This is a genomic window from Roseomonas haemaphysalidis, assembly GCF_017355405.1.
Taxonomy (GTDB): Bacteria; Pseudomonadota; Alphaproteobacteria; order Acetobacterales; family Acetobacteraceae; genus Pseudoroseomonas; species Pseudoroseomonas haemaphysalidis.
In genome coordinates this window covers 2,128,873-2,152,867 of record NZ_CP061177.1, presented here as the reverse complement: position 1 = coordinate 2,152,867, position 23,995 = coordinate 2,128,873, and the positions used below count along the sequence as shown (strand labels likewise).

The 23,995-nt window shown below is 72.2% G+C and carries 24 protein-coding genes; 20 read left to right on the top strand and 4 right to left on the bottom strand.

The features are described from left to right. Positions 1 to 36 precede the first annotated feature (36 nt). From IAI59_RS09935 to IAI59_RS09920, 4 genes are all read left to right on the top strand, one after another. On the top strand, positions 37 to 1,227 hold the full coding sequence (locus IAI59_RS09935) for an MFS transporter (protein WP_207416379.1): 1,191 nt from the start codon (positions 37 to 39) through the stop codon (positions 1,225 to 1,227). Between the two features lie 4 nt (positions 1,228 to 1,231). Beyond that, positions 1,232 to 1,864: a ParA family partition ATPase gene (gene parA, locus IAI59_RS09930; RefSeq protein WP_207416378.1), complete on the top strand. Its 633-nt coding sequence runs from the start codon at positions 1,232 to 1,234 to the stop codon at positions 1,862 to 1,864. An 8-nt stretch (positions 1,865 to 1,872) separates the two neighbouring features. Next, positions 1,873 to 2,313, top strand: a complete 441-nt coding sequence (locus IAI59_RS09925) for a GNAT family N-acetyltransferase (protein ID WP_207416377.1) — start codon at positions 1,873 to 1,875, stop codon at positions 2,311 to 2,313. A gap of 75 nt (positions 2,314 to 2,388) precedes the next feature. After that, entirely contained in the window at positions 2,389 to 3,600 is a 1,212-nt protein-coding gene (locus tag IAI59_RS09920; protein WP_207416376.1) for an MFS transporter, read from the top strand. Here the strand turns inward: IAI59_RS09920 and IAI59_RS09915 are convergent. After that, positions 3,597 to 4,565, bottom strand: a complete 969-nt coding sequence (locus tag IAI59_RS09915) for a DMT family transporter (protein WP_207416375.1) — start codon at positions 4,563 to 4,565, stop codon at positions 3,597 to 3,599. The genes IAI59_RS09920 and IAI59_RS09915 overlap by 4 nt on opposite strands. A 39-nt stretch (positions 4,566 to 4,604) precedes the next feature. Here IAI59_RS09915 and IAI59_RS09910 point away from each other — a divergent pair, with 39 nt between their 5' ends. From IAI59_RS09910 to glgX, 5 genes are all read left to right on the top strand, one after another. Further along, positions 4,605 to 5,246 carry an NUDIX domain-containing protein gene (locus IAI59_RS09910; RefSeq protein WP_207416374.1) on the top strand — a complete coding sequence of 214 codons (642 nt, stop codon included), beginning with the start codon at positions 4,605 to 4,607 and terminating at the stop codon, positions 5,244 to 5,246. Then, on the top strand, positions 5,243 to 5,962 hold the full coding sequence (locus tag IAI59_RS09905) for an alanyl-tRNA editing protein (RefSeq protein WP_419556470.1): 720 nt from the start codon (positions 5,243 to 5,245) through the stop codon (positions 5,960 to 5,962). The genes IAI59_RS09910 and IAI59_RS09905 overlap by 4 nt, the downstream gene beginning before the upstream one ends. A 5-nt stretch (positions 5,963 to 5,967) precedes the next feature. Further along, the gene (locus IAI59_RS09900; protein ID WP_207416372.1) at positions 5,968 to 6,813 is read left to right on the top strand and encodes a sulfurtransferase; all 846 of its coding nucleotides are present in this window, start codon (positions 5,968 to 5,970) and stop codon (positions 6,811 to 6,813) included. Beyond that, entirely contained in the window at positions 6,810 to 7,997 is a 1,188-nt protein-coding gene (gene metC, locus IAI59_RS09895; protein WP_207416371.1) for a cystathionine beta-lyase, read from the top strand. The genes IAI59_RS09900 and metC overlap by 4 nt, the downstream gene beginning before the upstream one ends. Before the next feature lie 151 nt (positions 7,998 to 8,148). Next, positions 8,149 to 10,287 (top strand): glycogen debranching protein GlgX, encoded by a 2,139-nt coding sequence (gene glgX, locus IAI59_RS09890; protein WP_207416595.1) that lies wholly within the window; start codon positions 8,149 to 8,151, stop codon positions 10,285 to 10,287. Between the two features lie 21 nt (positions 10,288 to 10,308). On the opposite strand, the gene IAI59_RS09885 is transcribed toward glgX, so the two are convergent. Then, positions 10,309 to 10,812, bottom strand: coding sequence for a Fur family transcriptional regulator (locus IAI59_RS09885; RefSeq protein ID WP_207416370.1), 504 nt, complete (start codon positions 10,810 to 10,812; stop codon positions 10,309 to 10,311). Positions 10,813 to 10,847: 35 nt separating this feature from the next. On the opposite strand from IAI59_RS09885, the gene hisI reads away from it, so the two are divergent. The 8 genes from hisI (at position 10,848) to lpxB (ending at position 17,128) form a co-directional block, all read left to right on the top strand. Further along, the gene (hisI, locus tag IAI59_RS09880) at positions 10,848 to 11,276 is read left to right on the top strand and encodes a phosphoribosyl-AMP cyclohydrolase (RefSeq protein ID WP_207416369.1); all 429 of its coding nucleotides are present in this window, start codon (positions 10,848 to 10,850) and stop codon (positions 11,274 to 11,276) included. After that, positions 11,266 to 12,294: a CobW family GTP-binding protein gene (locus tag IAI59_RS09875; protein ID WP_207416368.1), complete on the top strand. Its 1,029-nt coding sequence runs from the start codon at positions 11,266 to 11,268 to the stop codon at positions 12,292 to 12,294. The genes hisI and IAI59_RS09875 overlap by 11 nt, the downstream gene beginning before the upstream one ends. Before the next feature lie 67 nt (positions 12,295 to 12,361). Next, entirely contained in the window at positions 12,362 to 13,012 is a 651-nt protein-coding gene (locus IAI59_RS09870; protein ID WP_207416367.1) for a GOLPH3/VPS74 family protein, read from the top strand. Between the two features lie 100 nt (positions 13,013 to 13,112). Continuing rightward, positions 13,113 to 13,763 (top strand): hypothetical protein, encoded by a 651-nt coding sequence (locus tag IAI59_RS09865; RefSeq protein ID WP_207416366.1) that lies wholly within the window; start codon positions 13,113 to 13,115, stop codon positions 13,761 to 13,763. A 16-nt stretch (positions 13,764 to 13,779) separates the two neighbouring features. Further along, complete coding sequence (locus tag IAI59_RS09860) at positions 13,780 to 14,490, top strand: SDR family oxidoreductase (RefSeq protein ID WP_207416365.1); 711 nt, start codon at positions 13,780 to 13,782, stop codon at positions 14,488 to 14,490. A 33-nt stretch (positions 14,491 to 14,523) separates the two neighbouring features. Next, entirely contained in the window at positions 14,524 to 15,099 is a 576-nt protein-coding gene (locus tag IAI59_RS09855; protein WP_207416364.1) for a GNAT family N-acetyltransferase, read from the top strand. After that, positions 15,096 to 15,986, top strand: a complete 891-nt coding sequence (locus tag IAI59_RS09850; RefSeq protein ID WP_207416363.1) for a carbon-nitrogen hydrolase family protein — start codon at positions 15,096 to 15,098, stop codon at positions 15,984 to 15,986. The genes IAI59_RS09855 and IAI59_RS09850 overlap by 4 nt, the downstream gene beginning before the upstream one ends. Continuing rightward, positions 15,983 to 17,128: a lipid-A-disaccharide synthase gene (lpxB, locus tag IAI59_RS09845; RefSeq protein WP_207416362.1), complete on the top strand. Its 1,146-nt coding sequence runs from the start codon at positions 15,983 to 15,985 to the stop codon at positions 17,126 to 17,128. The genes IAI59_RS09850 and lpxB overlap by 4 nt, the downstream gene beginning before the upstream one ends. Here lpxB and IAI59_RS09840 read toward each other — a convergent pair. Next, positions 17,125 to 17,991: a LysR family transcriptional regulator gene (locus tag IAI59_RS09840; RefSeq protein WP_207416361.1), complete on the bottom strand. Its 867-nt coding sequence runs from the start codon at positions 17,989 to 17,991 to the stop codon at positions 17,125 to 17,127. The genes lpxB and IAI59_RS09840 overlap by 4 nt on opposite strands. Before the next feature lie 105 nt (positions 17,992 to 18,096). Here IAI59_RS09840 and bla point away from each other — a divergent pair, with 105 nt between their 5' ends. After that, positions 18,097 to 18,951, top strand: a complete 855-nt coding sequence (bla, locus tag IAI59_RS09835) for a class A beta-lactamase (RefSeq protein WP_207416360.1) — start codon at positions 18,097 to 18,099, stop codon at positions 18,949 to 18,951. Here bla and IAI59_RS09830 read toward each other — a convergent pair. Beyond that, positions 18,948 to 19,679 (bottom strand): aspartate/glutamate racemase family protein, encoded by a 732-nt coding sequence (locus IAI59_RS09830; protein WP_237180565.1) that lies wholly within the window; start codon positions 19,677 to 19,679, stop codon positions 18,948 to 18,950. The two genes, bla and IAI59_RS09830, sit on opposite strands and share 4 nt — an antisense overlap. Positions 19,680 to 19,831: 152 nt before the next feature. Between IAI59_RS09830 and IAI59_RS09825 the strand changes: the two genes are divergently transcribed. Beyond that, positions 19,832 to 20,989 carry a M20/M25/M40 family metallo-hydrolase gene (locus tag IAI59_RS09825; RefSeq protein ID WP_207416359.1) on the top strand — a complete coding sequence of 386 codons (1,158 nt, stop codon included), beginning with the start codon at positions 19,832 to 19,834 and terminating at the stop codon, positions 20,987 to 20,989. A 119-nt stretch (positions 20,990 to 21,108) separates the two neighbouring features. After that, positions 21,109 to 23,982, top strand: a complete 2,874-nt coding sequence (locus IAI59_RS09820) for a helicase-related protein (protein ID WP_207416358.1) — start codon at positions 21,109 to 21,111, stop codon at positions 23,980 to 23,982. Positions 23,983 to 23,995 lie beyond the last annotated feature (13 nt).

The following is a 23,995-nucleotide window of genomic DNA, read 5'->3' as shown; positions in this document are numbered from 1 at the left end:
GCATGGCTGCGGGGCGCATCGCTGGAGCCGGCTGCCATGTCCTCCCCTCCCCGCGGCCTTGGCCGCGTGCCGGTCCTGGCCGCCGCCTCCTTCGCCACCTCCACCCAGTCCTTCGTTTATGCCGGGCTGTTGAACGAGATCGCGCAGGATTTGCAGGTGCCGGTGTCCCAGGCCGGGCAGCTTGGCACCGCCTTCGCCCTCGCCTTCGGGCTTTCCGCGATCCCGATGGCGGCGCTGTGCGCGCGGGTGCCGCGGCGGCGGCTGATGGTGGCGGCACTGGCGGCCATGGCGCTGCTGAACCTCGGCATGGTGCTGGCACCCACCTTTCCGCTGCTGCTGGCGCTGCGCGTGCTGTGCGGCGTGGCGGCGGCGGTGATCGTGCCGTCCGCTTCCGCCGCCGCCGCCACGCTGGCGCCGCCGGAACAGCGGGCGCGCGCCCTGGCGCTGGTCATCGGCGGCACCACGGCGGCCTTTCTGCTGGGCATCCCGCTTGGCTCAGTCGCGGGCTCGCTGCTCGGCTGGCACGGTGCCTTCGGGCTGACGGCGGTGCTGTGCGGCGCCAGCGCCCTGGCCATCCGCCTGGTGCTGCCGGAGGTGCCCGGCGAGGGCCGCGCCGGCGGCAGCCTGCGCGTGCTGCGCCGGCCCGGCGTGCTGCCCATGCTGGGCCTGGCCTACCTATCCTTCAGTGCGTCGTTCTGCACCTCGGCCTTTATCGGCCCGGCGGTGAACGCCGTCAGCGGGCTGGCGGGGTGGCAGGTGGGGCTGATGCAGACGCTGTCGGGCGTCGCCTCCATGCTGGGGCTGCCGATCGGCACGCGGCTTTACGAGCGGCAGGGCATTCGCGCCGCACGGTGGATGCCGCTGGCGATCCTGCTGGCGCAGTCGTTGCAGGCCGCCCTGCTGTTGGGCCTGCTGCGCGGCCACTGGCTGGCCATCCCGGCGCAGGCGCTGGCGCTGCTGGCATCCTCCACCGGTGTGTTCGCCATGATGCCCATGGTGCAGGCCCGGCTGGTGGCGCTGGCGCCGGATGCGCGGGTGGTGGTGCTGGCGGCCAACTCCGCCGGCATCTACCTCGGCCAAGCCAGCGGCGCGGCGGCGGGGGGGCTGGCGATCGCCGCCTTCGGCCTGCCCGGCATGGGCATCGCGGGCGCGTTGCTCGCCTGCTGCGCGCTGGCGCTGGCCTTCCGGGTGGCGTTTGCGCACAATCAGGCAACGAGCGGGAGCTGAAACCATGGCCTTCATCGTCACGGTGGCGCAGCGCAAGGGTGGCGCCGGCAAGTCGACGCTGGCGGCCACGCTGGCCACCACCCTCGCGGCCCAGGGCCGGCGCGTGGCGCTGCTGGACACCGACCCGCAGAAGACGCTGGGCCGCTGGTGGACCGAACGCCTGAAGGCTGGCGAGCGCGCCAAGCCGATGCACTACGCCGATCCATCCGGCTGGCGCCTGCCGGCGACGATCGAGCGCATGGCGCGCGACCACGACGCGGTGGTGCTGGACACCCCGCCGCATGCCGACACCGATGCGCGCATCGCCATCCGCGCCGCCAGCCTCGTGCTGGTGCCGCTGCAGCCCTCGCCCGCCGACCTGTGGGCGATGGAAGGCACGCTGGCGCTGGTGGCGGAGGAAAAGAAGCACGCCGTGCTGGTGCTGAACCGCGTGCCGTCCAACGGCCGGCTGCGGGAAGACATCGCGCACGAATTGCTGCGCCGGGGGCTGCCGCTCCTGGAACCGTGCCTGGGCAACCGCACCGCCTTCGCCAGCACCTTCGTGCAGGGGCTGGGCGTGGTGGAAGGCGCGCCGCGCGGCCTGGCGGCCGACGAGGCCCGGGCGGTGACCGAGGCCCTGCTTTCCTTCAAGCCATAGGACACGCCGTGTACTTCCAACTGACCGAGGACCGCGACGGCCCCGATGCCCGCGCGGTGGGCGAGAACCTGTCCCGCCACCGCACCCAGGCCCTGGGCGCCGCGCCGGTGCATCAGCCACTGGTGCTGCTGCACCACGGGCCGGACGGTGCGCTGCTGGCCGGGCTGGTGGCCGAGGTGGTGCTGGACTGGCTGTTCGTGGAAAAGTTCTGGGTCAGCGAGGCGCTGCGCGGCCAGGGCGTCGGCAGCGCCATGCTGGCGCAGGCGGAAGCGGAAGCCCGCAAGCGCGGCGCCGTGGGGGTGCATCTCTACACCAGTTCGTTCCAGGCGCCGGCGTTCTATCGCCGCCACGGCTTCACGCCGCTCGGCACGCTGGCCGGGCGGCCGGCGGGTCATACCCGCTTCTGGTTCGGCAAGCGCTTCGACGGCGGCGACCCGCGCGAAAGCTGAATTGCCGGCGAGGTTCCGGAGTGCGGCCGGGCGCGAGCACGGCGAGGTTGCGGCATCACCCCAGCGGATGCCCCGATGCCCCTGCCCCCCGCCTTTCGCCGCCTTGGCTGGTCCAACCTGCTGGCGCAGTGTTCCGAGCAACTGGCCCTGGCTGCCGCGCCGCTGGCCGCCGTGCTGCTGCTGGGCGCCGGCCCGGCGGAAGCCGGCTGGCTGCAAACCGCGCAAACCCTGCCCTTCCTGCTGCTGTCCATCCCGGCCGGCGTGCTGGCGGACCGAACGTCCCGCCGCCGGCTGATGACGGGGGCGGAACTGCTGCGCGCGGCCTCGCTGGCGATGATCCTGGCGCTGTTGCTGGCCGGCGCGCTGAACCTGACGGCCCTGGCGGTGCTGGGCGGGCTGGGGGCGGTCGGCACGGTGGCCTATTCCGTCGCCGCGCCCGCGCTGGTGCCGGCGCTGGTGCCCCGCCCGCACCTGGCCGCCGCCAACCGCGTGCTGGAGCTGGCCCGCAGCATCGCCTTTGCCGCGGGGCCCGCGCTGGGGGGCACCCTGGTCGGCTGGCTGGGGGCGCCCCCGGCCTTTGCGCTGGCATTGGCGCTGTCGCTGCTGGCCGCGACGGCGCTTTCCGGGCTGCCGGACACCGCGCCGCCCGCCGCCCCGCCCCGCCGGGTGTGGGCCGAGATCCGCGAAGGTGCCGGCTTCGTGCTGGCGCATCCTCTGCTGCGGCCGGTCCTGCTGACGGCGGTGCTGTTCAACACCGCCTGGTTTGTGCTGCAGGCCGTATACGTCGCCTATGCGGTGCAGCGGCTGGCGCTCGACGCGGCGGCCGTGGGCATGACCCTGGGGCTGTATGGTGCCGGCATGGTGGCGGGCGCGCTGGCGGCGCCGCGCCTTCTGGCGGCAATGCCCTTCGGGCGCCTGGTGGTGGTGGGGCCGGCTTGCGCGCTGGTGGCGGCGCTGCTGGTGCTCCTGACCGTGGCCGCGCCGCAGCCGGCGCTGGCGGGCCTGGGTCTGTTTCTGTTCGGCGCCGGGCCGGTGCTTTGGACCATCGCCACCACCACGCTGCGCCAGGCCGTGACGCCGCAGCGCATGCTGGGCCGCGTTTCGGCGGTGGTGATGACGGCGACCTTCGGCGCCCGGCCGCTGGGCGCCGCGCTGGGCGCGCTGCTGGCCGGCGCCGGCGGGGCCGAGGCGGCGCTGGCGCTGTCCGCCCTGCTGTTCGCCGCGCAGTTCGTTGTCATCCTGGCCTCGCCCGTGCCGGGGTTGCGGGCGCTGCCGCAGGATGCCTAGGCCGTCGCGTCCCGCCGGGTGTTGTGCCACCACATGCCAAGCCCGGCGGCGACCAGCACGATGAAGCCCAGCAGGCTCCAGCGATCCGGCCATTCGCTCCACAGCAGCACGCCGAGGCCGGTGGTCCAGATGATGGCGGAATACTCGAACGGCGCGATCAGCGTGGTTTCGCCGCCGCGATAGGCCGCCGTCATCAGCAGCTGCGCGAAGGCCGACACCACGCCCACCGCCAGCAGCAGCGCCCATTGCCAGGGCGCCGGCCACATCCACCCCGGCACCGCCGCCACGGCGCCCACCAGCGCGGCGCCAAAGGCGAACCACAGCACGATGGTGGTGCCGGACTCACCGCTGTCGCCCATGCGGCGGATGGTGATCATCGCCATGGCCCAGCCGACCGAGCCCAGCAGCACCACGGCGGCGGGCAGCAGCGGCAGGCCGGTTTCGCCCACCCCTTCCCAGGGCCGCAGCATGATCATCACGCCGGCGAAGCCCGCAACCATGGCTAGCAGCCGCCCGCGGTCCAGCCGCTCGCCCAGCAGCGGCACGGACAGCGCGGCGAGAAAGAACGGCATGGTGAAGCCCAGTGCGGTGACGGTGGCGATGGGCAGGTGCATGTAGCCGTAGAAGCTGCCGAACATGCCCATCAGCCCATAGATGATGCGCTGCACGTGCGACCACGGCTGCCGCGTGGCCAGCAGCGTGGCGAGCCGCACGCCGCTGCGGCGCGCGCCCGCCATGGACAATACCAGCAACACCGGGATGGCCAGCAGGTTGCGGAACAGGATCACCTGCATGACCGGCACGCTGCCGTTCAGGCCTTTCACGGCCGCCGCCGCCACGGCGAAGGTTGCGGCGGCGCCCAGAACGCAGAGAATGGCACGGCGGCGCGCGGCCTGCGCGCGGCGCCGCGCCTCGGCCACGTCCGATTCGGCGGGTGGGGAGATGGAAAGGATGGCTGGCTGCATGGTTTGGACGTTTCGGAACAAGACTACGGTTTGCTTCTCATGAAAGCCAGACCGGCCAAGGCCCCGGTGGTGCCGGCCCATCCGCTCTACCTCCCGGAAAGCGACGAGCTGGCCTGGGAAGGCCGCTTCCCCCTGCAGATCGTGAAGTTCCGCCACCGCCGCTTCGACGGCAGCCTGTCCGGCACCCTGACCTGGGAGTTGTGGCGGCGCGGCCAGGCGGTGGTGGTGCTGCCCTACGACCCGTGGACGCACCGCATCGCCTTTGTGGAGCAGTTCCGCCTGCCGGCCCTGGCGGCGGGCGACGACCCCATCTCCCGCGAATGCCCCGCCGGCCTGCTGGAGCCGGGCGAGGACCCGGGCGAATGCGGCATCCGCGAGGTCGAGGAGGAAGCCGGGCTGACGCCGGACCGGATGGAGCGCATCGGCGACTTCCTGCTGATGCATGGCGGCTGTGACGAGCGGCTGCACTTCTACGCCGGCCGTGTGCGCCTGCCGGAGCCCGGCGAGGGCGAGACGCTGGGCCTGGCCCATGAGAACGAGGAAACCCGCGTGGTCGTGGTGGATGCCGACGAGGCCTTCGCGATGATGGCGCGCAACGAGATCCGCAACGCCAGCGCCGCCATCTGCATGCTGTGGCTGCAGTTGCACTGCGCCCGGCTGCGGCAGGAATGGACCGCATGAGCACCGAGCTGCTGTACCGCGCCGACCCCTATGCCCGCGAAGCCGAGGCGACGGTCGTCTCCGCCGCGCCCGAGGGCGTGGTGCTGGACCGCACCCTGTTCTACGCCCGCGCCGGCGGCCAGCCCGGCGATGCCGGCACCCTGTCCTGGGACGGCGGCGAGATGGCGGTGGCCGAGGCGCTGAAGGGCGAGGACGGCGCCGTGCTGCACGCCCCGGCCGAGGGCGCCGCGCTGCCCCCCGCCGGCACCCGCGTGCGGCTGGCGCTGGACTGGCCGCGCCGCCACCGGCTGATGCGCATGCACACCGCGCTGCACCTGCTGTGCAGCCTGATCCCCGGCGCGGGCGTCACCGGCGGGCAGATCGGCGCCGAGCGCTCGCGCCTCGACTTCAACCTGCCGGAGCCGCCCACCAAGGAATCCCTGACGGAAGGGCTGCGCGCGCTGGTCGCGGCGAACCACCCCGTCAGCGACATGCAGGTGGATGAAAGCGAGCTGGACAGCAACCCCGGCCTGGTCCGCACCCTGTCCGTGCAGCCGCCGCGCGGCACCGGCACGGTGCGGCTGGTGCGGATCGGCACGGCGGACGGCACCGTGGACCTGCAGCCCTGCGGCGGCACGCATGTGCGCGCCACGGGGGAGATCGGCACCGTCACCGTCACCAAGCTCGAAAGCAAGGGCAAGCAGAACCGCCGGGTCTACCTGGTGCTGGAGGATTGAGCGACATGCGCGAGCTGGTTTCGGCCGATTGGCTGAAGGGCGAGCTGGGCAAGCCGGACATCGTGCTGTTCGACGCCACCTACTACCTGCCGCCCGAGGGCAAGGACGGCCCGGCGCTGTTCGAGCAGGCGCATATCCCCGGCGCCCGCTTTTTCGACATCAACGAGGTGGCGGACCCCGAAACCGACCTGCCGCACATGGCGCCCTCCCCCGGCCGTGCCGCCAAGCTGCTGGGGCAGCTCGGCGTCGACCAGGATGCGCGGGTGGTGTTCTACGACCAGAAGGGCCTGTTCTCGGCGGCGCGCGGCTGGTGGCTGCTGCGGCTGTTCGGGCATGAGAAGGTGGCGGTGCTGGATGGCGGCCTGCCGAAATGGCGGGCCGAGGGTGGCACGGTGGACAGCGGCCCCGCGCCCGCGCCGCGCCCGGCCACCTTCTGGGCGGACTTCGTGTCCCGCCGCCTGGCGGGCATCGGCGACGTCAAGCGGGTGGTGGCGGAAGGCGGCGCGCAGATCGTCGATGCCCGCCCCACCGGGCGGTTCGACGGATCGAGCCCGGAGCCGCGGCCCGGCCTGCCGTCCGGCCACATGCCGGGCGCCTGCAGCGTACCGGCCGGCGCCCTGCTGGCGCCGGACCAGACCATGCTGCCGCCCGAAACGCTGCGCGGCATCTTCGGGCGCGCGGGCATCGACGGCAGCACGCCGGTGATCGCCTCCTGCGGCACCGGCGTCACCGCCTGCGTGGTGGCGCTGGGCATGGTGCATGCGGGGCTGCCCGAACCCGCCGTCTACGACGGCTCCTGGACCGAATGGGCCGCGCGGCCCGATACCGCCAAGGAAGGCTCCGCCCCATGAGCGACGAGCATCATAGCTTCGCCACCCGGGTCACGCATGTCAGCCGGCCGGGCATCCGCAGCCACGGTTTCGTCAACGGCGGCGTGCATCGCGGCTCCACCGTGCTCTACCCGTCCAGCGAAGCGCGGCAGACCCTCGGCGCGGCGGGGCTGGACAAGCACGCGCTGACCTACGGCACCTCCGGCGGCCCCACGCATTTCGCGCTGGAAGATGCCATCGCCGAGGTCGAGGGCGGCACGCGCTGCCTGATCGTCGGCACCGGCCTTGCCGCCTGCGCGGTGCCGCTGATGGCCTACCTGAAGGCCGGCGACCATTGCCTGGTGCCCGACAGCGCCTACGGCCCGACGCGCCGCCTGTGCGACGGCCTGCTGGCCGGCTGGGGCATCGAGACCACCTACTACGACCCCACGATCGACGCGGAGGGGCTGCGGAGCCTGATGCGGCCCAACACCCGGGTGCTGTATACCGAAAGCCCGGGCAGCCACACCTTCGAGCTGCAGGACATCCCGGCGCTGGCCGCCGTCGCCCATGCCCAGGGCGCCAAGGTGCTGATGGACAACACCTGGGGCATCCACCACTTCCAGCCCTTCAAGCACGGCGTGGACGTTTCCATCCAGGCACTGACCAAGTACGTGGGTGGCCATTCCGACGTGCTGCTCGGCAGCGTGGTGGTGAACACCGAGGAGGACTGGACGACCGTCGCCTCCGCCGGGCGCTTCATGGGCCACTACGCCAGCCCGGACGACTGCTGGCTGGCGCTGCGCGGGCTGCGCACCATGGCGGTGCGGCTGAAGCACCAGGAAGCCGCCGGGCTGGAGGTGGCCCGCTGGTTCGAAAGCCGGCCCGAAGTGCTGCGCGTGCTGCACCCCGCCCTGCCCAGCCACCCGCAGCACGCGCTGTTCAAGCGGGACTTCACCGGCGCCTGCTCGCTGTTCGGGGTTGTCTTCCAGCCACGCTACACCCGGGCACAGGCGGACGCGCTGGTGGACGGACTGAAGCTCTTCGGCATCGGCGCGTCCTGGGGCGGGTTCGAGAGCCTGGCGCTCGCCACCACCGGCTTCGTGACCCGCACCGCCACCAGCGCCGAGGCCCTGGGCGGCCCGGCCGTTCGCTTCCATATCGGGCTGGAGGATACCGCCGACCTGATCGCGGACCTGGAAGCCGGCATGGCGCGGCTGGCCTGACCCGGCGGGGCCGGCATCGCCCGCGTCCGGCCCCGCCGTCCGGCGATTTCACCGACGGGACCCGCAACTCCGCACGGTGCGGCACACTTCTAGGGAACTCAGTGTAACCAGGGATTCCTCCGTGCCCCCTTCGATCAACCAGTCCCGCATCATGCAGGGGCGGCCCAACCCCCTGGGCGCCACCTGGACCGGCCTTGGCGTCAACTTCGCGCTGTTTTCCGCCAACGCGACCAAGGTGGAGCTGTGCCTGTTCGACAACACAGGCGAAACGGAGCTGGAGCGGATCGAGCTGCCGGAATACACCAACGAGGTGTTCCACGGCTTTCTGCCGGACGCGCGGCCGGGCACGGTCTACGCCTATCGCGTCCATGGCCCCTACGAGCCGGATGCCGGCCACCGCTTCAACCCGAACAAGCTGCTGCTGGACCCCTACACGCTGAGCCATGTGGGCGACCTCAAGTGGGACCACGCGCTGTTCGGCTACACCATCGGCCATCCGGACAACGACCTGTCCTTTGACGAGCGCGACAGCGCCCAGTTCATGCCGAAGTGCCGCGTGGTCGACCCCGCCTTCACCTGGGGCAACGACCGCCGCCCGCGCATCCCCTGGGAGCGCACGGTGTTCTACGAGACCCACGTCAAGGGCATCACCAAGCGCCACCCGCTGGTGCCCGAGGACCAGCGCGGCACCTATGCGGGCCTGGGCAACCGCGAGGTCATCCAGCACATCAAGTCGCTGGGCGTGACGTCGGTCGAGCTGCTGCCGATCCACTTCTTCCTGAACGACGACTACCTGCTCGACAAGGGCATGGTGAACTACTGGGGCTACAACAGCCTGGGCTTCTTCTCGCCGGCGCGGCGCTACGCCCGCACGCCGGACTTCGCCTTCTCCGAGTTCAAGGAGATGGTGGCGCGGCTGCACGACGCCGGCCTCGAAGTGATCATGGACGTGGTCTACAACCACACGGCCGAGGGCAACGAGCGCGGCGCCACGCTGTCCTTCAAGGGCATCGACAACGCCAGCTACTACCGTCTGCTGCCCGACCAGCCGCGCTACTACATCAACGACACCGGCACCGGGAACACCGTCAACCTGTCGCACCCGCGCGTGCTGCAGATGGTGACGGACAGCCTGCGCTACTGGGTCAACGAGATGCATGTCGATGGCTTCCGCTTCGACCTCGGCACCATCCTGGCGCGCGAGCCGCATGGCTTCGACGACCAGTCCGCCTTCCTCAAGGCCTGCAACCAGGACCCGCTGCTGGCGGACGTGAAGCTGATCGCTGAGCCCTGGGACATCGGCCCGGGCGGCTATCAGGTCGGCAACTTCGCGCCCGGCTGGGCCGAATGGAACGACAAGTACCGCGACACCGTGCGTGGCTTCTGGGTGGGCGAGGAAGGCAGCGCCGCCGACCTGGGCAAGCGGCTGTCCGGCTCGGCCGACCTGTTCGACCATCATGGCCGCAAGCCCTGGGCGACGGTCAATTTCCTGGCCGCGCATGACGGCTTCACCGTCAACGACCTCGTCACCTACAACGAGAAGCACAACGAGGCGAATGGCGAGGAGAACCGCGACGGCCATTCGCATAACCGCTCCTTCAACTACGGCGTCGAAGGCCCGACCGACGACCCCGCGATCAACGCGGTGCGCGAGCGGCAGATCCGCAACATGATCGCCACCCTGTACCTGTCGCAGGGCACACCCATGCTGCTGGCGGGCGACGAGTTCGGCCGCACCCAGGGCGGCAACAACAATGCCTATTGCCAGGACAACGAGATTTCCTGGCTGGACTGGAACTGGGGCGAGAAGGGCGAGCACCTCGTCAACTTCGTGCAGCGGCTGGCCCGGTTGCGGGAACGCTTTCCCGTGCTGCGCCGCGGCCGCTTCCTGTCCGGCGACCATCACGAGGCCAGTGGCACCAAGGCGCTGTCCTGGTGGAACCCGTCGGGCGAGGAGATGACGGCGGAAGACTGGCAGAACCCCAGCACCAAGTGTCTGGCCCGCATGCTGGACGGCCGGGCGCAGGAAAGCGGCATCAAGGTCGCGGCGCGCGACGAGACGCTGCTGATGATCCTCAACGCGCATGACGAGGCGGTGGAGTTCGTGCTGCCCGACAGCGCCGACGGACGCGAATGGGTGCGGCTGCTGGACACCAATGTGGTGGGCGAGGAGGAAGACGAAGAACCGGCCTTCCCGATCGGCGAAAGCTACACGGTGACCGGCCGTTCGCTCCTGCTGTTCCGTTTGCGGACCAACAGCCGCAAGGCGCCCGCCGCCGCCGCGGAGTGAACCGTGCCGGCGGCGGTGGCCTCAGGCCGCCGCCGCCGTGCAGGTGGCGCAGCGGCCCTCAATCTCCACCGTCGCCTGCGGCACCGTGAAGCCGGACCTGGACGCGGCGGCCGTCACCGCCTGCGCCACGCCATGGTCGGTGATCTCCACCGTCAAGCCGCAGTCGCGGCAGATCAGGAACTGGTGCGGGTGGTCGTGCCCGTGGCCCTCGTGCCCGTGCCCGCCTTCCACGCAGCCGACAAAGGCATTCAGCCGCTCCACCTTGTGGATCAGCCCCTGCTCCAGCAGGAAGTCCAGCGCGCGGTAGACCGTGGGCGGCGCGGCGCCCGGGCGGCTGGCCTTGAGGCGGTCCAGCAACGCATAGGCACCCAGCGGCTGCTCGGCTTCCAGCACCAGGCCCAGCACCTGCCGCCGCAGCGGGGTGAGCTGCGCGCCGGCACGGGCGCAGCGTGCGTCGGCGTCATCCAGCGCCTGCCGCAGCGGGGCCGGCAGCGTGCTCTCGATCTCCTGTCCGTCCATGGCCATTCTCCTGCCGGTCCACCTGTTATATAATAACGCCCATGTCTAGCACCACCATCGCCGACCCTGCCCTGCGCGCCCGCTTCATCGCCGCCACGCGCTTCGATGCCAATGGGCTGGTGCCCGTGATCGCCCAGGCGCATGACACGGGCGAGGTGCTGATGATGGCCTGGGCCAATGCCGAAGCGCTGGACGAAACCCTCGCCACCGGGCGCGTGGTGTATTTCAGCCGCAGCCGCAATGCCCTGTGGCGCAAGGGCGAGACCTCCGGCCAGTTCCAGCATCTGGTGGACCTGCGCCTGGATTGCGATGGCGACACCGTGCTGGCCTTGGTGCGGCAGGACGGCGTGGCCTGCCACACCGGCCGCCGTTCCTGCTTCTTCCGGGCTCTGCGCGATGGCGGGCTGGCCGCCATCGCGGCGCCCGAGGTTGACCCGGCACAGCTTTACGGCCACGCCCATGGCCACTGACACCCTGGTCCCCATCACGGTGCTGACCGGCTTTCTGGGCGCCGGCAAGACCACGCTGCTCAACACGCTGCTGCGGGCGCCGGAGATGGCGCGCACCGCGGTGCTGATCAACGAGTTCGGCGATGTCGGCCTGGACCACCTGCTGGTGGAGGCGCTGGAGGACGATGCGGTGCTGCTGCAGGCCGGCTGCCTGTGCTGCACCATTCGTGGCGACCTGTCCGCCGCCCTGGCGCGGCTGGCCGAGCGCATGGCCGCGGGGCAGGCGGTGGACCGCGTGGTGCTGGAAACCACCGGCCTCGCCGACCCCGTTCCCATTCTGCAGACCCTGCTGGCCGACCCCGCCACCCAGCGGCACTTCGCCCTGGCCGGGGTGGTGACGCTGGTGGATGCCGCCAACGGCTTGAACACGCTGAACCGCCAGCCCGAGGCGGTGCGGCAGGTGGCGGTGGCCGACCGGCTGCTGGTCAGCAAGCCCGACCTGGTGGACGACACGGCCATGCAGGCCCTGCTCGCCCGCCTGCGCGGCATCAATCCCGGCATTGTGCCCGTTCCCGTGCGCGACGGCGCCGCATCGCCGGAAGCCCTGCTCGGCCAGCGCCGCTTCGACCCGGCCGACCAGGGCCAGGCCGTGCGCGGCTGGCTGGACGAAGCCGCCTGGGACCACCACGGGCACCACCACCATCACGACCGCAACCGCCACGACGCCGGCATCCACGCCTTTTCCCTCAGCTTTGACACGCCCCTGCCCTGGCAGGGGCTGGCGACCTGGCTGGAGATGCTGACTGCCACGCGGGGCGAGTCGCTGCTGCGGGTCAAGGGCATCCTGGACCTGCAGGGTCAGGACCGGCCGGTGGCGATCCATGGCGTGCAGCATGTGTGGCATGCGCCGGTGCTGCTGGCCGGCTGGCCGGACGGCGAGCCACGCCGGTCGCGCATCGTTTTCATCCTGCGCGACCTGCCGCGGGCGGTCGTGGAGGACGGGCTGGCGGCCTTCGTGGCGGCATCGGCCACCGCCTAGCTGGCGCTCGGCAACCCGGCGCGGCGCCCTGGCGTTGGCTGGGGCAGAAGCGCCGAGGGAGGCCACCATGCCGCTGACCATGCCGGAGGAACTGCTCCTCCTGATGCTGGACGACGAGACCGGGCGCCTGACCGACCGTGCCGCGCCGGCGGGCGACTATGCCCTGGTCGGCGCCATGCTGGCCGAACTGGCGTTGGAAGAGCGGATCGACACGGACCCCCCGCGCCTGCGCGTGAAAAGCCCCGCCCCCACGGGCGACACCGTCCTGGACGGCGTTCTGACCCGCATCCAGGCCGAGCCGGAGCCGCAGGACAGCCGCTGGTGGATCGAGACCCTGGCGCAGGATGCCGAGCAATACCGGACCGCCTTTTTCGACCGGCTGGTGCAACGCGGCATCCTGAAGGCCGAGGAAGGGCGCTTCCTGTGGCTGTTTTCCGAGCGCCGCTACCCGGTGATCTCGGACAAGGAGGAACGCGAGGTCAAGGCCCGGCTGATGGCCGTGATCTTCGAGGATGGCGAGCCCGAGGCGCGCGATGCGCTGCTGATCGGCCTGTCCCGCGCCGCCGGCCTGTTCCCCCTGATGCTGGCACCGGCCGAGCTGGAACGCGCCCAGCCGCGCATCGAGGCCGTGTCCCGCCACGAGGCGCTGAACCAGACCGTGGCCGATGCCGTGCGCGACATCTTCGCGGAAGTGGCCCGCTACGCGCCGATGATGTGAATCCATACGCTTTTGTCATGCATGGCGAGGCTTACGGCGGCGCGGAAACGCGCCATCCTCCGTAACGCCGCCAATCCGGTGCGGCCTGCAAGGAAACGCCATGAACCGACGCTCCCTTCTCGCCGTGGCCAGCGCCCTCGCGCTGCTGCCGGCGCTCGCCTCAGCCCAGGCCCCTGCCACCCCCGCGCCCAATGACCGCCCGGTGCGGCTGCGCGGCGTGATCGACAGCGTGTCCGCCGACAGCATGGCGATGACCACCCGCACGGGCGAGAAGGTGACGGTCGGCCTGCCCGCCAACCTGCGCGTCAATCAGATGCTGGCGGCCAAGCTCAGCGACATCACGGCCGACAGCTACATCGGCTCCGCCGCCGTGGCGCAGCCGGACGGCACGCTGCGCGCGCTGCAGGTCACCATCTTCCCGCCCGCCGCGCGCGGCACCGCCGCCGGCCACTTTCCCTGGGACCTGGGGCCGGAAAGCACCATGACCAACGGCACCGTCGCCACCATGACCAATGGCACGGTGGGCAATGTCGGCAAGGGCGAGGACGTGGTGCTGACGGTGAAGTACCCGGACGGCGAGAAGCGCATCTTGGTGCCGGAAGACGCGCCCGTCGTCACCTTCGTTCCCGGCGACCGCGCGCTGCTGGTGGCGGGTGGCCAGGTTGTCGTCAACGGGCGCCGTGCCGAAGCCGGCACCATCACCGCCGCCTCCGTGCTGATCGGCAAGGATGGGCTGGTGCCGCCCAACTGAGAAACAGGACCACCGCATGAGCCAGACCCCCTCCCCCGTCGCATTGGTCACCGGCGGCGCGCACGGCATCGGCGCCGGCATCGCCACGCTGCTGGCCGCGAACGGCTGGCGCGTGGTGACGGCCGACCTGAAGCCGGCCCCCGGCGCACCCGGCCGCCACGTGGTGGCCGACGTGGCGGAGGAGGCGGCGGTGGCCGCGCTGGCCGAGGGCATCCAGACGCAGGAAGGGCGGCTAGACGCGCTGGTCTGCAACGCCGGTATCATGATCCGCAAGCCGGTGGAGGAGCTGTCGCTCGCCGAATGGCAAAAGGTGCTGGGCACCAACCTGACCAGCGCCTTTCTGCTGTCCAAGGCCTGCGCGCCGCTGTTGCGGCAGTCCGGGCGGGGGGCGATCGTCTGCATCGCCTCCACCCGCGCGCATATGTCGGAACCCGATACCGAGGCCTACGCCGCCACCAAGGGCGGGCTGGTGGCGCTGACGCATGCGCTGGCGGTCAGCCTCGGCCCCGCCATCCGCGTCAACTGCGTCAGCCCCGGCTGGATCGACGTGGCGGGCGAGGCGCTGCGGCCGGAGGATCACGCGCAGCACCCGGCCGGGCGGGTGGGGCAACCGCGTGACATCGCCGCGCTGGTGGCCTGGCTGATCGGGCCGGAAGCGGGCTTCGTCACGGGTGCCGAGTTCATCAGCGACGGCGGCATGACCCGCAAGATGATCTACGCCGAGTAGCCGCGCGCCCGGCCGCGCGGTATGCAGCCCCGCATGGCCCTCCGCTTCGAAACCCTGACCGGCGATGCGCTGCAGCCCTGGCTGTTCGCGCTGTCCCGCCTGCGCCTTTCGGTGTTCCGGGAATGGCCTTACCTGTATCACGGCGATCGGGGCGCCGAGGCGCGTTACCTGCGTGACTATGCCCGCGCGCCCGGTGCCTCCGTCGTGCTGGCGCTGGATGGCAGCCACCCGGTCGGTGCCGCCACCTGCGCGCCCATGAACGGCTGGGCGCGCGCCGCCTTCAGCGCCGCCGGCCGCGATCCTGCGGCCTATTGCTACTTCGGCGAAAGCGTCTTGCTGCCGCGATATCGTGGCCAGGGCGCAGGCGTGCGCTTCTTCGAATTGCGCGAAGCGCAGGCCCGCGCGCTGGGCCTGGCCCGCGCCACCTTCTGCGGCGTGCGCCGCGCGGCGGATGACCCGCGCCGCCCGGCCGGCCACGTGCCGCTGGACCAGTTCTGGCGCAACCGGGGCTACGCACCCGCCGGCATCAGCGGCACGCTGCGCTGGCGCGAGGTCGCCGCGCGCGGCGAACAACCGCATGTGCTGGACTTCTGGGAACGCCTGCTGTGAGCAAGCCGCTTCGCCTCGCCCTGCTGCAATACCCGGTGGAGCGGCCCGCCGGCATCGCCGCCTTCCGTGCCAAGCTGGACCGGTGGCTAGCCGGGGCGGCCGCCGCCGGCGCGGAGCTGGCGGTGCTGCCGGAATACGCCTGCGTGGAGCTGGGCGCGGCTTTGACCGGCAGCGACGTGGCCGACGAGGCCGCCGAGCTGGCCGCGATGGTTGCCGCCGCGCCGGATATCCTGGACGCCATGCGCGACGCTGCCCGCCGCGCCGGGCTGTGGCTGCTGCCCGGCACCTTGCCGGTGCGCGACGCCGACGGGCTGGTGCGCAACCGCGCGCCGCTGATCACGCCAGAGGGCCTGATGGCAACGCAGGACAAGCACAGCATGACGCGCTTCGAGCGCGAGCGCTGGGGCGTCTCGCCCGGTGGCGGGCCGAAGGTGTTTTCCACCCCGTGGGGGCTGATCGGCATTTCCGTTTGCTACGACGTGGAATTTCCCAAGCATGTGCGGGCGCAGGTGGAGGCCGGCGCCTGGCTGGTGCTGGCGCCGTCCTGCACGGACACGCCGCACGGCTTCAACCGCGTGCGCGTTTCCGCCGCCGCGCGGGCGGTGGAAAACCAGTGCTTCATCGCCATCACGCCCACGGTCGGCACGGCGCCCTGGTCGGCGGCGCTGGACGCCAACCGGGGCCATGCCGCCGTCTTCGGCCCGATCGACCGCGGCTTTCCGGAAGACGGCGTGATCGCCCGCGGCGCGCTGGACATGCCGCAATGGCTGTTCGCGACGCTGGACCCGGCGCGGATCGAGGCGGTGCGCAAGGATGGTGCGGTGCTGAACCACCGGGACTGGCCCAAGCGCTCCTTCGGCCGCCCCGCCGTCGTGGTGCCGGCATGACGCTGGTCTATCTGGTGGCGGGCGAGGCCTCGGGCGACCTGCTGGGGGCGCGGCTGATCGCGGCGCTGCGCGCGGCGCGGCCCGAGTTGCAATTCGCCGGCGTCGGCGGCGAACGGATGGCCGAGCAGGGCTTTGCCTCGCTGTTTCCCATGCGCGAGCTGGCGGTGATGGGCATCCTGGAAGTGCTGCCCAACATCCGCCGCCTGTCCCGCCGGCTGGACGAGACGGTGGCCGAGATCGTCGCGCGCCGGCCCGCCGTGGTGGTGACGATCGACAGCCCCGGCTTCGGCCTGCGCATCGCGGCGCGGGTGAAGCCGCAGGGCTTCCCGGTGCTGCACTACGTCGCGCCGCAGGTCTGGGCCTGGCGCCCCGGGCGGGTGAAGCGCATCGCGCGCGAGGTGGACCGCATCCTGGCGCTGCTGCCCTTCGAGGCACCGTTCTTCGAGAAGGCCGGCATCCCGGTCGATTTCGTCGGTCATTCCATCCTGGAGTCCGGCGCCGACCGGGGCGATGCCGCCCGCTTCCGCGCCCTGCACGGCATCGCGGATCACGAGCGGGTCGTGCTGGTGATGCCCGGCAGCCGCCGCAGCGAGGTCGGCCGCCTGTTGCCCACCTTCGGCGCCGCGCTGCGCCTGGCCGCCGCCCGCGTGCCGCACCTGCGCCCCGTCGTGCCGCTGGCCGGGCCGGTGGAGGAAGCGGTGCGCGCCGTCGCCGGTAACTGGCACCCCGCGCCGATCCTGGTACGCGACGTGGCCGAGAAATACGATGCCTTTGCCGCAGCCGAGGCGGGGCTGATCAAGTCCGGCACCTCTTCGCTGGAGGTGGCGCTGGCCGGCGTGCCGATGGTGGTGGGCTACAAGCTGAACCCGCTGACCGCCGTGATCGCGCGGCGGCTGGTGAAGGTGCCGCACATCTCCATCGTCAACCTGCTGGCGGAGCGGCGCATCATCCCGGAGCTGGTGCAGGAGGTCTGCACGCCGGAGAACCTCGCGGCCGAACTGGTCCGCCTGCTGACCGACCCCGCCGCCGCCCGGGCGCAGCGCGACGGCTTCGCCAGCGTCTTCGACCTGCTGCGCCCGCCCGGCGGCGTGCCGAGCGAGGCCGCGGCGCAGGCGGTGCTGCGGGCGATCGACGCGCGCTAGGCCGCCACCTCCGGCTGCGCCAGCAGCCATTGGCGAAAGGCCGCCATGGCCGGCGTTTCCTCGCGCGACTTCAAGCGTGTCAGCCAATAGGCGCCCAGCGTCACTTCCGGCGCGAAGGGCCGCACCAGCCGGCCCTGGCGCAGGTCGCGCTCAAACATCCGCGCCGGCAGCAGCGCGACGCCGGTGCCCTGCACGGCGGCCTCTGCCATGGTCAGCGAGGAATCGAACACGAAGCCGCGCACCGCCGGTGCTTCCAGGTCGGACAGCGCGAACCAGCGTGCCCATTCGTCAACGCGGTAGGAGCGCAGCAACACCTCGCGCATCAGGTCCGCCGGCTGCCCCAGGCGTTCCGCCAGCGCGGGGGCGCACAGCGGCGACAACGGCGCGGTGAACAGCCGCGTCGCTTCCGTGCCGTGCCAGGCGCCATCGCCGAAGCGAATGGCGCAATCCAGCCCCTCGCCCGCCAGGTCCACACGGTTGTTGTTGGTCAGCAGCCGCAGGTCCACGAAGGGGTGCGCGGCCCGGAATTCCGGCAGCCGCGCCAGCAGCCAGCCGGACACCACCGTGCCCACGGCGCCCAGCACCAGCACCTCTCGCAGCCGCCCGCCCTCGAACCGCTCCAGCGTGGCGGCGATGCGACGGAAGCTGTCGCTCAGCACCGGCAGCAGCGCCTCGCCTTCCTCCGTCAGCGCGAGGCCGCGTGGCAGGCGGCGGAACAGCGGCACGCCCAGCATGTCCTCCAGCGCCTTGACCTGATGGCTGACGGCGGCCTGCGTCACCCGCAGCTCCAGCCCGGCGCGGGTGAAGCTGAGCTGGCGTGCGGCGGCCTCGAAGGCGCGCAGGGCATTGAGCGGCAGGTGCATGCCACCCTCATTAGTTTTCCTAGGGGCTCGCGCAAGGGATGATCGTTTGTCCACCCCCACCCCTCCACCGCAGTGTCCGCCCCGCCAAAGCGAGGAGAGGCGGGCATGATCAACAGGCGGCAATGGCTGGGCGGGGCGCTGCTGGCGCTGGGTGCCAAGCGGGCATGGGCGCAGGGCGGCCTGGCCGCGGACTTCGCGCGGATCGAGCGGCAGATCGGCGGGCGGCTCGGCGTCGCGGTTCTGGGCACGGGCGGCCGGGTCGGGCACCGTGTGGATGAGCGCTTTCCGCTTGGCAGCACCTACAAGCTGCTGGCAGCGGCCGGGGTGCTGGCACGGGTGGATGCCGGGCAGGACCGCCTGGACCGCCGCATCCGCTTTTCCCGCGCGGATCTGGTGACCTATTCCCCCGCCACGGAGCAGCATGCCGGCGGCCCCGGCATGACGCTGGACGCGGTGTGCGAGGCGGCGATGATCTTGAGCGACAACACCGCCGGCAACCTGTTGTTCGACGCGCTGGGCGGACCCGCCGGGCTGACCGCCTGGCTGCGCGGGCTTGGCGACGGCATGACGCGGCTGGACCGCATCGAGACCGCGCTGAACGAGGCCACCCCCGGCGACCCGCGCGACACCACCTCCCCCGCCGCCATGCTGGGCAATCTGCAAAAGCTGCTGCTGGGCGATGCGCTGTCGGCGGCCTCCCGCGACAGACTCGCCGGCTGGCTGCGGAACAACCGCACCGGCGATGCCCGGCTGCGCGCCCGCCTGCCGCCCGGCTGGCAGGCCGGCGAGAAGACCGGCACCTCCTCGCACGGCACCAGCAACGACGTGGGGCTGCTGTGGCCGCCGGGTGGCGGCAAGCCCGTGCTGGTGGCGGCTTTTATTACGGAATGCCCCGCCCCGCCGGCGCGCCGCGATGCCGCGCTGGCCGAGGTGGGTGCCCTGGTGGCGGCCGCCGCCTAGCCGCGCAGCAGCGCCGCCAGGGCGGGGGACAGCCCCTTGCTGTCCCGTCCCGCCACCGGCGCCACGCTGCCGGCGCGCGGGCGGGGCAGGTTCAACGCCACCAGCGCCTCCGCCTGCTTCACGGCGCAGGCGATGCCGTCCAGCAGCGGCACGGGCGCGCGGGGGCCGAGCCGCGCCGCCATGCCGGCCAGCGCCGCGCCACCGAGCACCACGGCGTCCGCGCCTTCCGCCACCAGGGAATCGATCTCCTGCAGCAGCATGGCCTCCACCGCGGGGGGGTCGCGCAGGGCGTCCTGCGGCGTTGCCGCGATGCCCCGCAGGCCGGACAGCCGGGCCGCCAGGCCGTGGCGGCCGATCAGCTCGCGGTAGGTTTCCACCCCGCCCATGGTCACCAGCCCGAAGCGCCCGCCGAGCAGACAGGCGGTCAGGCAGGCCGCTTCCGTCATGCCCACCACCGGGCACGGCATCAGCTGCCGCGCCGCGTCCAGCGCCGTGTCGAGGCTGACCGCCAGCACCACCGCCTCCACCTGCCCGGCATGGCCGGCCAGCAGGTCCAGCAGCGCGTGGCCGGCAATGGCGTTTTCCAGGCGCGACGAGATCACCGCCGCGCCGAAGCGCGGCGTGGCGGGGATGATCTCGCTGCCCGGCGCGGCGGCGGCGCGGGCCGCGGCGGCGCACAGCTCCGTGATGGCGTCCGTGGTGTTGGCATTGGCGACCAGGATGCGCATCAGCCGTGCTTCCGGTGGGCGGCGTGGCCGCTGGGATCGGTGTTCATCGGCCAGGACGCTAGCAGCGCGCGGCCGGCCACGGCCAGTCCCGCCCTTGCCGCATCCGCCCCCAGCCCGCAGGCTGTCCGGCGGACCCCGCAGGAGAGCCGCCCATGGACGCCCCAGCCCTGAGCCCCGAGGCGCGCCGCGCCCTCGCCCTTCCCTTCACCGCCGAGGCATTGCTGGCCAGCCTGCGCCCCTGGGTGGAGCAGGAAAGCCCGACCTTCGACACCGCCGCCGTCAACGGCATGATGTCGCTGGCCATGCGCGAGATGGCGCTGATGGGCGCGCGGGTGGAGCGCATCCCCGGCCGCATGGGACTCGGCGACTGCGTGCGCGGCCGCTTCGGCACGGCGGGCGACGAGGGCGGCATCCTGGTGCTGGCGCATCTGGACACGGTGCACCCGGTGGGCACCCTGGCCACCGGCCTGCCTTTTCGCGTGGAAGGCGACCGCGCCTTCGGCCCCGGCATCTTCGACATGAAGGGCGGCACGGTGCTGGCGCTGCAGGCGCTGGCCGCGCTGCGCCAGGCCGGCATCGCCACCAGCCGCCCGGTGACGGTGCTGCTGACCAGCGACGAGGAAATCGGCAGCCCCTCCACCCGCGACCTGATCGAGGCCGAGGCGGCGCGGCACGACGTGGTGCTGGTGCCCGAGCCCGGCCGCGCCGATGGCGGCGTGGTGACCGGGCGCTACGCCATCGCCCGGTTCAAGCTGAAGACCACCGGCCGGCCCAGCCACGCCGGCGCCACGCTCTCCGCCGGCCGCAGCGCGGTGAAGGAGATGGCGCGGCGGCTGATCGCCATCGAGGACATGACCACCGAGGCCTGCACCTATTCCGTGGGCGTGATGCATGGCGGCCAGTGGGTGAACTGCGTGCCCACCTTCTGCGATGCCGAGTCGCTGAGCATGGCCAAGCGCCAGCCGGACCTGGACGCGGCCGTGCAGAAGATGCTGGCGCTCAACGACAGCATGGGGGACGTGCGCTTCGAGGTGACGCGCGGCGTGACGCGCCCGGTGTGGGAGCCGGACGCGGCCACCATGGGCCTCTACGCCCAGGCCCGCGCCATTGCCGCCGAGCTTGGGCTTGAGCTGAACCACGAAAGCGCGGGCGGCGGCTCGGACGGCAATTTCACGGGCGCCATGGGCATCCCCACCCTGGACGGGCTGGGGGTGCTGGGCGGCCAGGCCCACACGCTGAACGAGCACGTCCTGATGGACGCGCTGGTGCCCCGCGCCCGGCTGATGGCGGCGCTGCTGGCCAGCGTCTGACGGTCGCTTCCCCCGGGGGCGATGGCGGCGGGGCACGCGCCCCGTTGCCAAGCACCCCCCATTGGCCCCACACACCCGAAGCGATGCCAGCTTTCGTCCCCACGAACTCCGCCGCCAGCATGTTCCCGGCCCGCGTCAAGGCCATCCTGGGTCCGACCAACACGGGCAAGACCCACTTGGCCATCACCCGGATGCTGGCGCATTCCAGCGGAATCATCGGCTTTCCGCTGCGCCTGCTGGCGCGGGAGAACTACGACCGCATGGTGGCGGCCAAGGGGGCGCGCTACGTGGCGCTGATCACGGGGGAAGAAAAGATCCTGCCGCCCGAGGCCAGGTGGTTCGCCTGCACCGTGGAGGCCATGCCGCTGGACCGGCGCGCCGAGTTCGTGGCGGTGGACGAGATCCAGCTCTGCGCCGACCCGGATCGCGGCCATATCTTCACCGACCGCCTGCTGAATGCGCGCGGCCTGGTCGAGACCATGTTCCTGGGCGCCGAAACCATCCGCCCCCTCTTGCAGCGGCTGGTGCCCCAGGCGGAGATCGAAACCCGCCCCCGCCTGTCCCAGCTTTCCTATGCCGGCCCCGCCAAGCTGACCCGCCTGCCGCCGCGCTCCGCCGTGGTCGCCTTCTCGGCCGGCGAGGTCTACGCCATCGCGGAAGCGATCCGCCGCCGGAGAGGCGGCTGCGCGGTGGTGATGGGGCGGCTGTCCCCCCGCACCCGCAATGCCCAGGTGGCGCTGTACCAGAACCGCGAGGTGGACTTCCTGGTGGCGACGGACGCCATCGGCATGGGTCTGAACATGGACGTGGACCATGTGGCCTTCGCCAGCCTCAACAAGTTCGATGGCCACCGCCCCCGCATCCTGACGCCGCAGGAAGCGGCCCAGATCGCCGGCCGCGCCGGGCGCGGCATGCGCGACGGCTCCTTTGGTGTCACCGGCGACTGCCCGCCGCTGCCGGATGAGATGGTGGACAAGATCGAGGGCCATCAATTCGAGGCCCTGCAACAGCTCGCCTGGCGCAACGCCGATCTGGATTTCTCCGGCATCGACGCGCTGCTGGACAGCCTGGCGCTGCCGCCGCGCCAGCCTGGGCTGTCCCGCGGCAACGACGCCACCGACTACGTCACCCTGGAAGCGCTGTCGCGCGACCCGGAGGTGCGCAAGCTGGCCGACCACCGCAACCGCGTGCGGCTGCTGTGGGAAGCCTGCCAAGTGCCGGACTTCCGCAAGCTGGCCGATGACAGCCACACCAAGTTCGCCGCCAAGATCTTCATCCACATGGTCAAGGACGGCGCGCTGCCCACCGACTGGGTGGCCAGCCAGATCGCCCAGCTCGGCAACATCGAGGGCGACCTGGACACGCTGATGTCCCGCCTGTCGGCCATCCGGGTCTGGACCTACGTGGCCGCCCGCGCGGACTGGGTGCGGGACGCGACGCGCTTCCAGTCCGAGGCCCGCGCGGCCGAGGACGCGGTGTCCGACGCGTTGCATGAACGCCTGACGGCCCGCTTCGTGGACCGCCGCGCCGCGCATCTCATCCGCCGCCTGGATGAGACCGAGGAAGAGCTTCTATCTGCCGTCAATCGCAAAGGGGAGGTGGTGGTTGAAGGCCATCCCGTCGGTCATGTCAGTGGTTTCGTCTTTGAGCCCGATCCATCCGCCGCCAACGAGGACGAGCGCAAGCTGGTGCTGCGCGCGGCCCGGCGTGCCCTCGTGACCGAGATGCCCCGCCGCGTCGCGGCGCTGGAAGCGGCCAAGGACGAGGATTTCGCCCTCACGCCCACGCATCGCATCACCTGGGACGGCGCCGACATCGCGCGCCTCAAGCCCGGCCCCACCCCGGACAAGCCGCAGGTCGAGCCGCTGGCCAGCGAGTTCCTGGACGGCGCGCAGAAGGAGCGCCTGCGGGTGCGCCTGGCCGCCTGGCTGGAGGCCATGCTGGCCCGCGAGTTCGCCGCCCTCAACACGGTCGAGGAAAAGGCCGCCGAGGACAACACCCTGCGCGGCCCCGCCTTCCGCCTGCGCGAATACCTGGGCCTGGTGCCCGGCGGCACGGAAGCCGAGGTGAACCCCGAGCTGCGGCAGAAGCTGAAGGCCATCGGCATCCGCGCCGGGCGCTTCGCGCTGTACCTTCCGGAGGTGCTGAAGCCGCGGCCCATGGCGCTGCGCGCGCAGCTCTGGGCGCTCAAGGCCGAATGCATGGTGCCGGCGCTGCCGGGCGGCGGGCTGGTGTCCGTGCCGCCGCCGGAAGGCTGGCCCGCGGGCTTCGCGGAAACCATGGGCTGGGTGCCGGCCGGGCCGGTGCTGCTGCGCCTCGACGTCGCCGAGCGCGTGGCGGGCGAGCTGGGCCACCTGACCCGCCGCCACCCCGCCATGCTGCCGCCGGACGTGGCCAGCCGCCTGGGCGTCAAGGCCGACGCCCTGCCCGTGGTGCTGAACACGCTGGGCTTCCGCCTGTTGCCGGTGGAGCCGGCGGCCGAGGGCGCCTTTGGCCCGCCGTCGCCACAGATGGTGGCGGTGAAGCGCGACGAGAACCGGCATCGCGGCCCTCGCCAGGGCCGGCCGCCGCAGCGCGACCGGCGCCCGGCCCCGGCTGTGGCGGCGGCGGCGGAGGGCGCCACCGCCGAGGCCGCGCCCGAGGGTGCGGAAGCCGCAACCCCGCGCCCGGAGCGCGCCCCCCGCCCGCCCCGGCGCGACGACCGGTCGCGTGGCCCCCGCCCGCCCCGGCCCGAGGGCCAGGACGCGCGCGCGCCACGCCCCGAAGGTGCCCGCCCGGAAGGCACCCGTCCCGAATTCCGCGACCGCCCGCGCCCGCCGCGTGACGATCGCGGCCGGGATGACCGCCCGCGCGGCCCCCGCCCCTTCGACAAAAACAACCGGGGCGGCGGCAGCGAGGGCCGCAGCTACAGCTTCGATGCACCGAAGCCCGCCAAGGCCGACCCCGACAGCCCCTTCGCGGTGCTGTCCAAGCTGAAGCTGGGCAAGGGCTGAGGCGCCCCGTCCG

Coding starts and splice junctions, on each gene's coding strand:
- IAI59_RS09885 (WP_207416370.1), bottom strand. CDS start 10,812: ATGGCCATGGACGGACAGGAGATCGAGAGCACGCTGCCGGCCCCGCTG.
- IAI59_RS09840 (WP_207416361.1), bottom strand. CDS start 17,991: ATGCACCTGCCGCTCAATGCCCTGCGCGCCTTCGAGGCCGCCGCACGC.
- IAI59_RS09905 (WP_419556470.1), top strand. CDS start 5,243: ATGAGCACCGAGCTGCTGTACCGCGCCGACCCCTATGCCCGCGAAGCC.
- IAI59_RS09900 (WP_207416372.1), top strand. CDS start 5,968: ATGCGCGAGCTGGTTTCGGCCGATTGGCTGAAGGGCGAGCTGGGCAAG.
- parA (WP_207416378.1), top strand. CDS start 1,232: ATGGCCTTCATCGTCACGGTGGCGCAGCGCAAGGGTGGCGCCGGCAAG.
- IAI59_RS09830 (WP_237180565.1), bottom strand. CDS start 19,679: ATGCGCATCCTGGTCGCCAATGCCAACACCACGGACGCCATCACGGAG.
- glgX (WP_207416595.1), top strand. CDS start 8,149: ATGCAGGGGCGGCCCAACCCCCTGGGCGCCACCTGGACCGGCCTTGGC.
- hisI (WP_207416369.1), top strand. CDS start 10,848: ATGTCTAGCACCACCATCGCCGACCCTGCCCTGCGCGCCCGCTTCATC.
- IAI59_RS09935 (WP_207416379.1), top strand. CDS start 37: ATGTCCTCCCCTCCCCGCGGCCTTGGCCGCGTGCCGGTCCTGGCCGCC.
- IAI59_RS09855 (WP_207416364.1), top strand. CDS start 14,524: ATGGCCCTCCGCTTCGAAACCCTGACCGGCGATGCGCTGCAGCCCTGG.
- IAI59_RS09920 (WP_207416376.1), top strand. CDS start 2,389: ATGCCCCTGCCCCCCGCCTTTCGCCGCCTTGGCTGGTCCAACCTGCTG.
- IAI59_RS09915 (WP_207416375.1), bottom strand. CDS start 4,565: ATGCAGCCAGCCATCCTTTCCATCTCCCCACCCGCCGAATCGGACGTG.
- bla (WP_207416360.1), top strand. CDS start 18,097: ATGATCAACAGGCGGCAATGGCTGGGCGGGGCGCTGCTGGCGCTGGGT.
- lpxB (WP_207416362.1), top strand. CDS start 15,983: ATGACGCTGGTCTATCTGGTGGCGGGCGAGGCCTCGGGCGACCTGCTG.
- IAI59_RS09820 (WP_207416358.1), top strand. CDS start 21,109: ATGTTCCCGGCCCGCGTCAAGGCCATCCTGGGTCCGACCAACACGGGC.
- metC (WP_207416371.1), top strand. CDS start 6,810: ATGAGCGACGAGCATCATAGCTTCGCCACCCGGGTCACGCATGTCAGC.
- IAI59_RS09825 (WP_207416359.1), top strand. CDS start 19,832: ATGGACGCCCCAGCCCTGAGCCCCGAGGCGCGCCGCGCCCTCGCCCTT.
- IAI59_RS09870 (WP_207416367.1), top strand. CDS start 12,362: ATGCCGCTGACCATGCCGGAGGAACTGCTCCTCCTGATGCTGGACGAC.
- IAI59_RS09860 (WP_207416365.1), top strand. CDS start 13,780: ATGAGCCAGACCCCCTCCCCCGTCGCATTGGTCACCGGCGGCGCGCAC.
- IAI59_RS09875 (WP_207416368.1), top strand. CDS start 11,266: ATGGCCACTGACACCCTGGTCCCCATCACGGTGCTGACCGGCTTTCTG.
- IAI59_RS09865 (WP_207416366.1), top strand. CDS start 13,113: ATGAACCGACGCTCCCTTCTCGCCGTGGCCAGCGCCCTCGCGCTGCTG.
- IAI59_RS09910 (WP_207416374.1), top strand. CDS start 4,605: ATGAAAGCCAGACCGGCCAAGGCCCCGGTGGTGCCGGCCCATCCGCTC.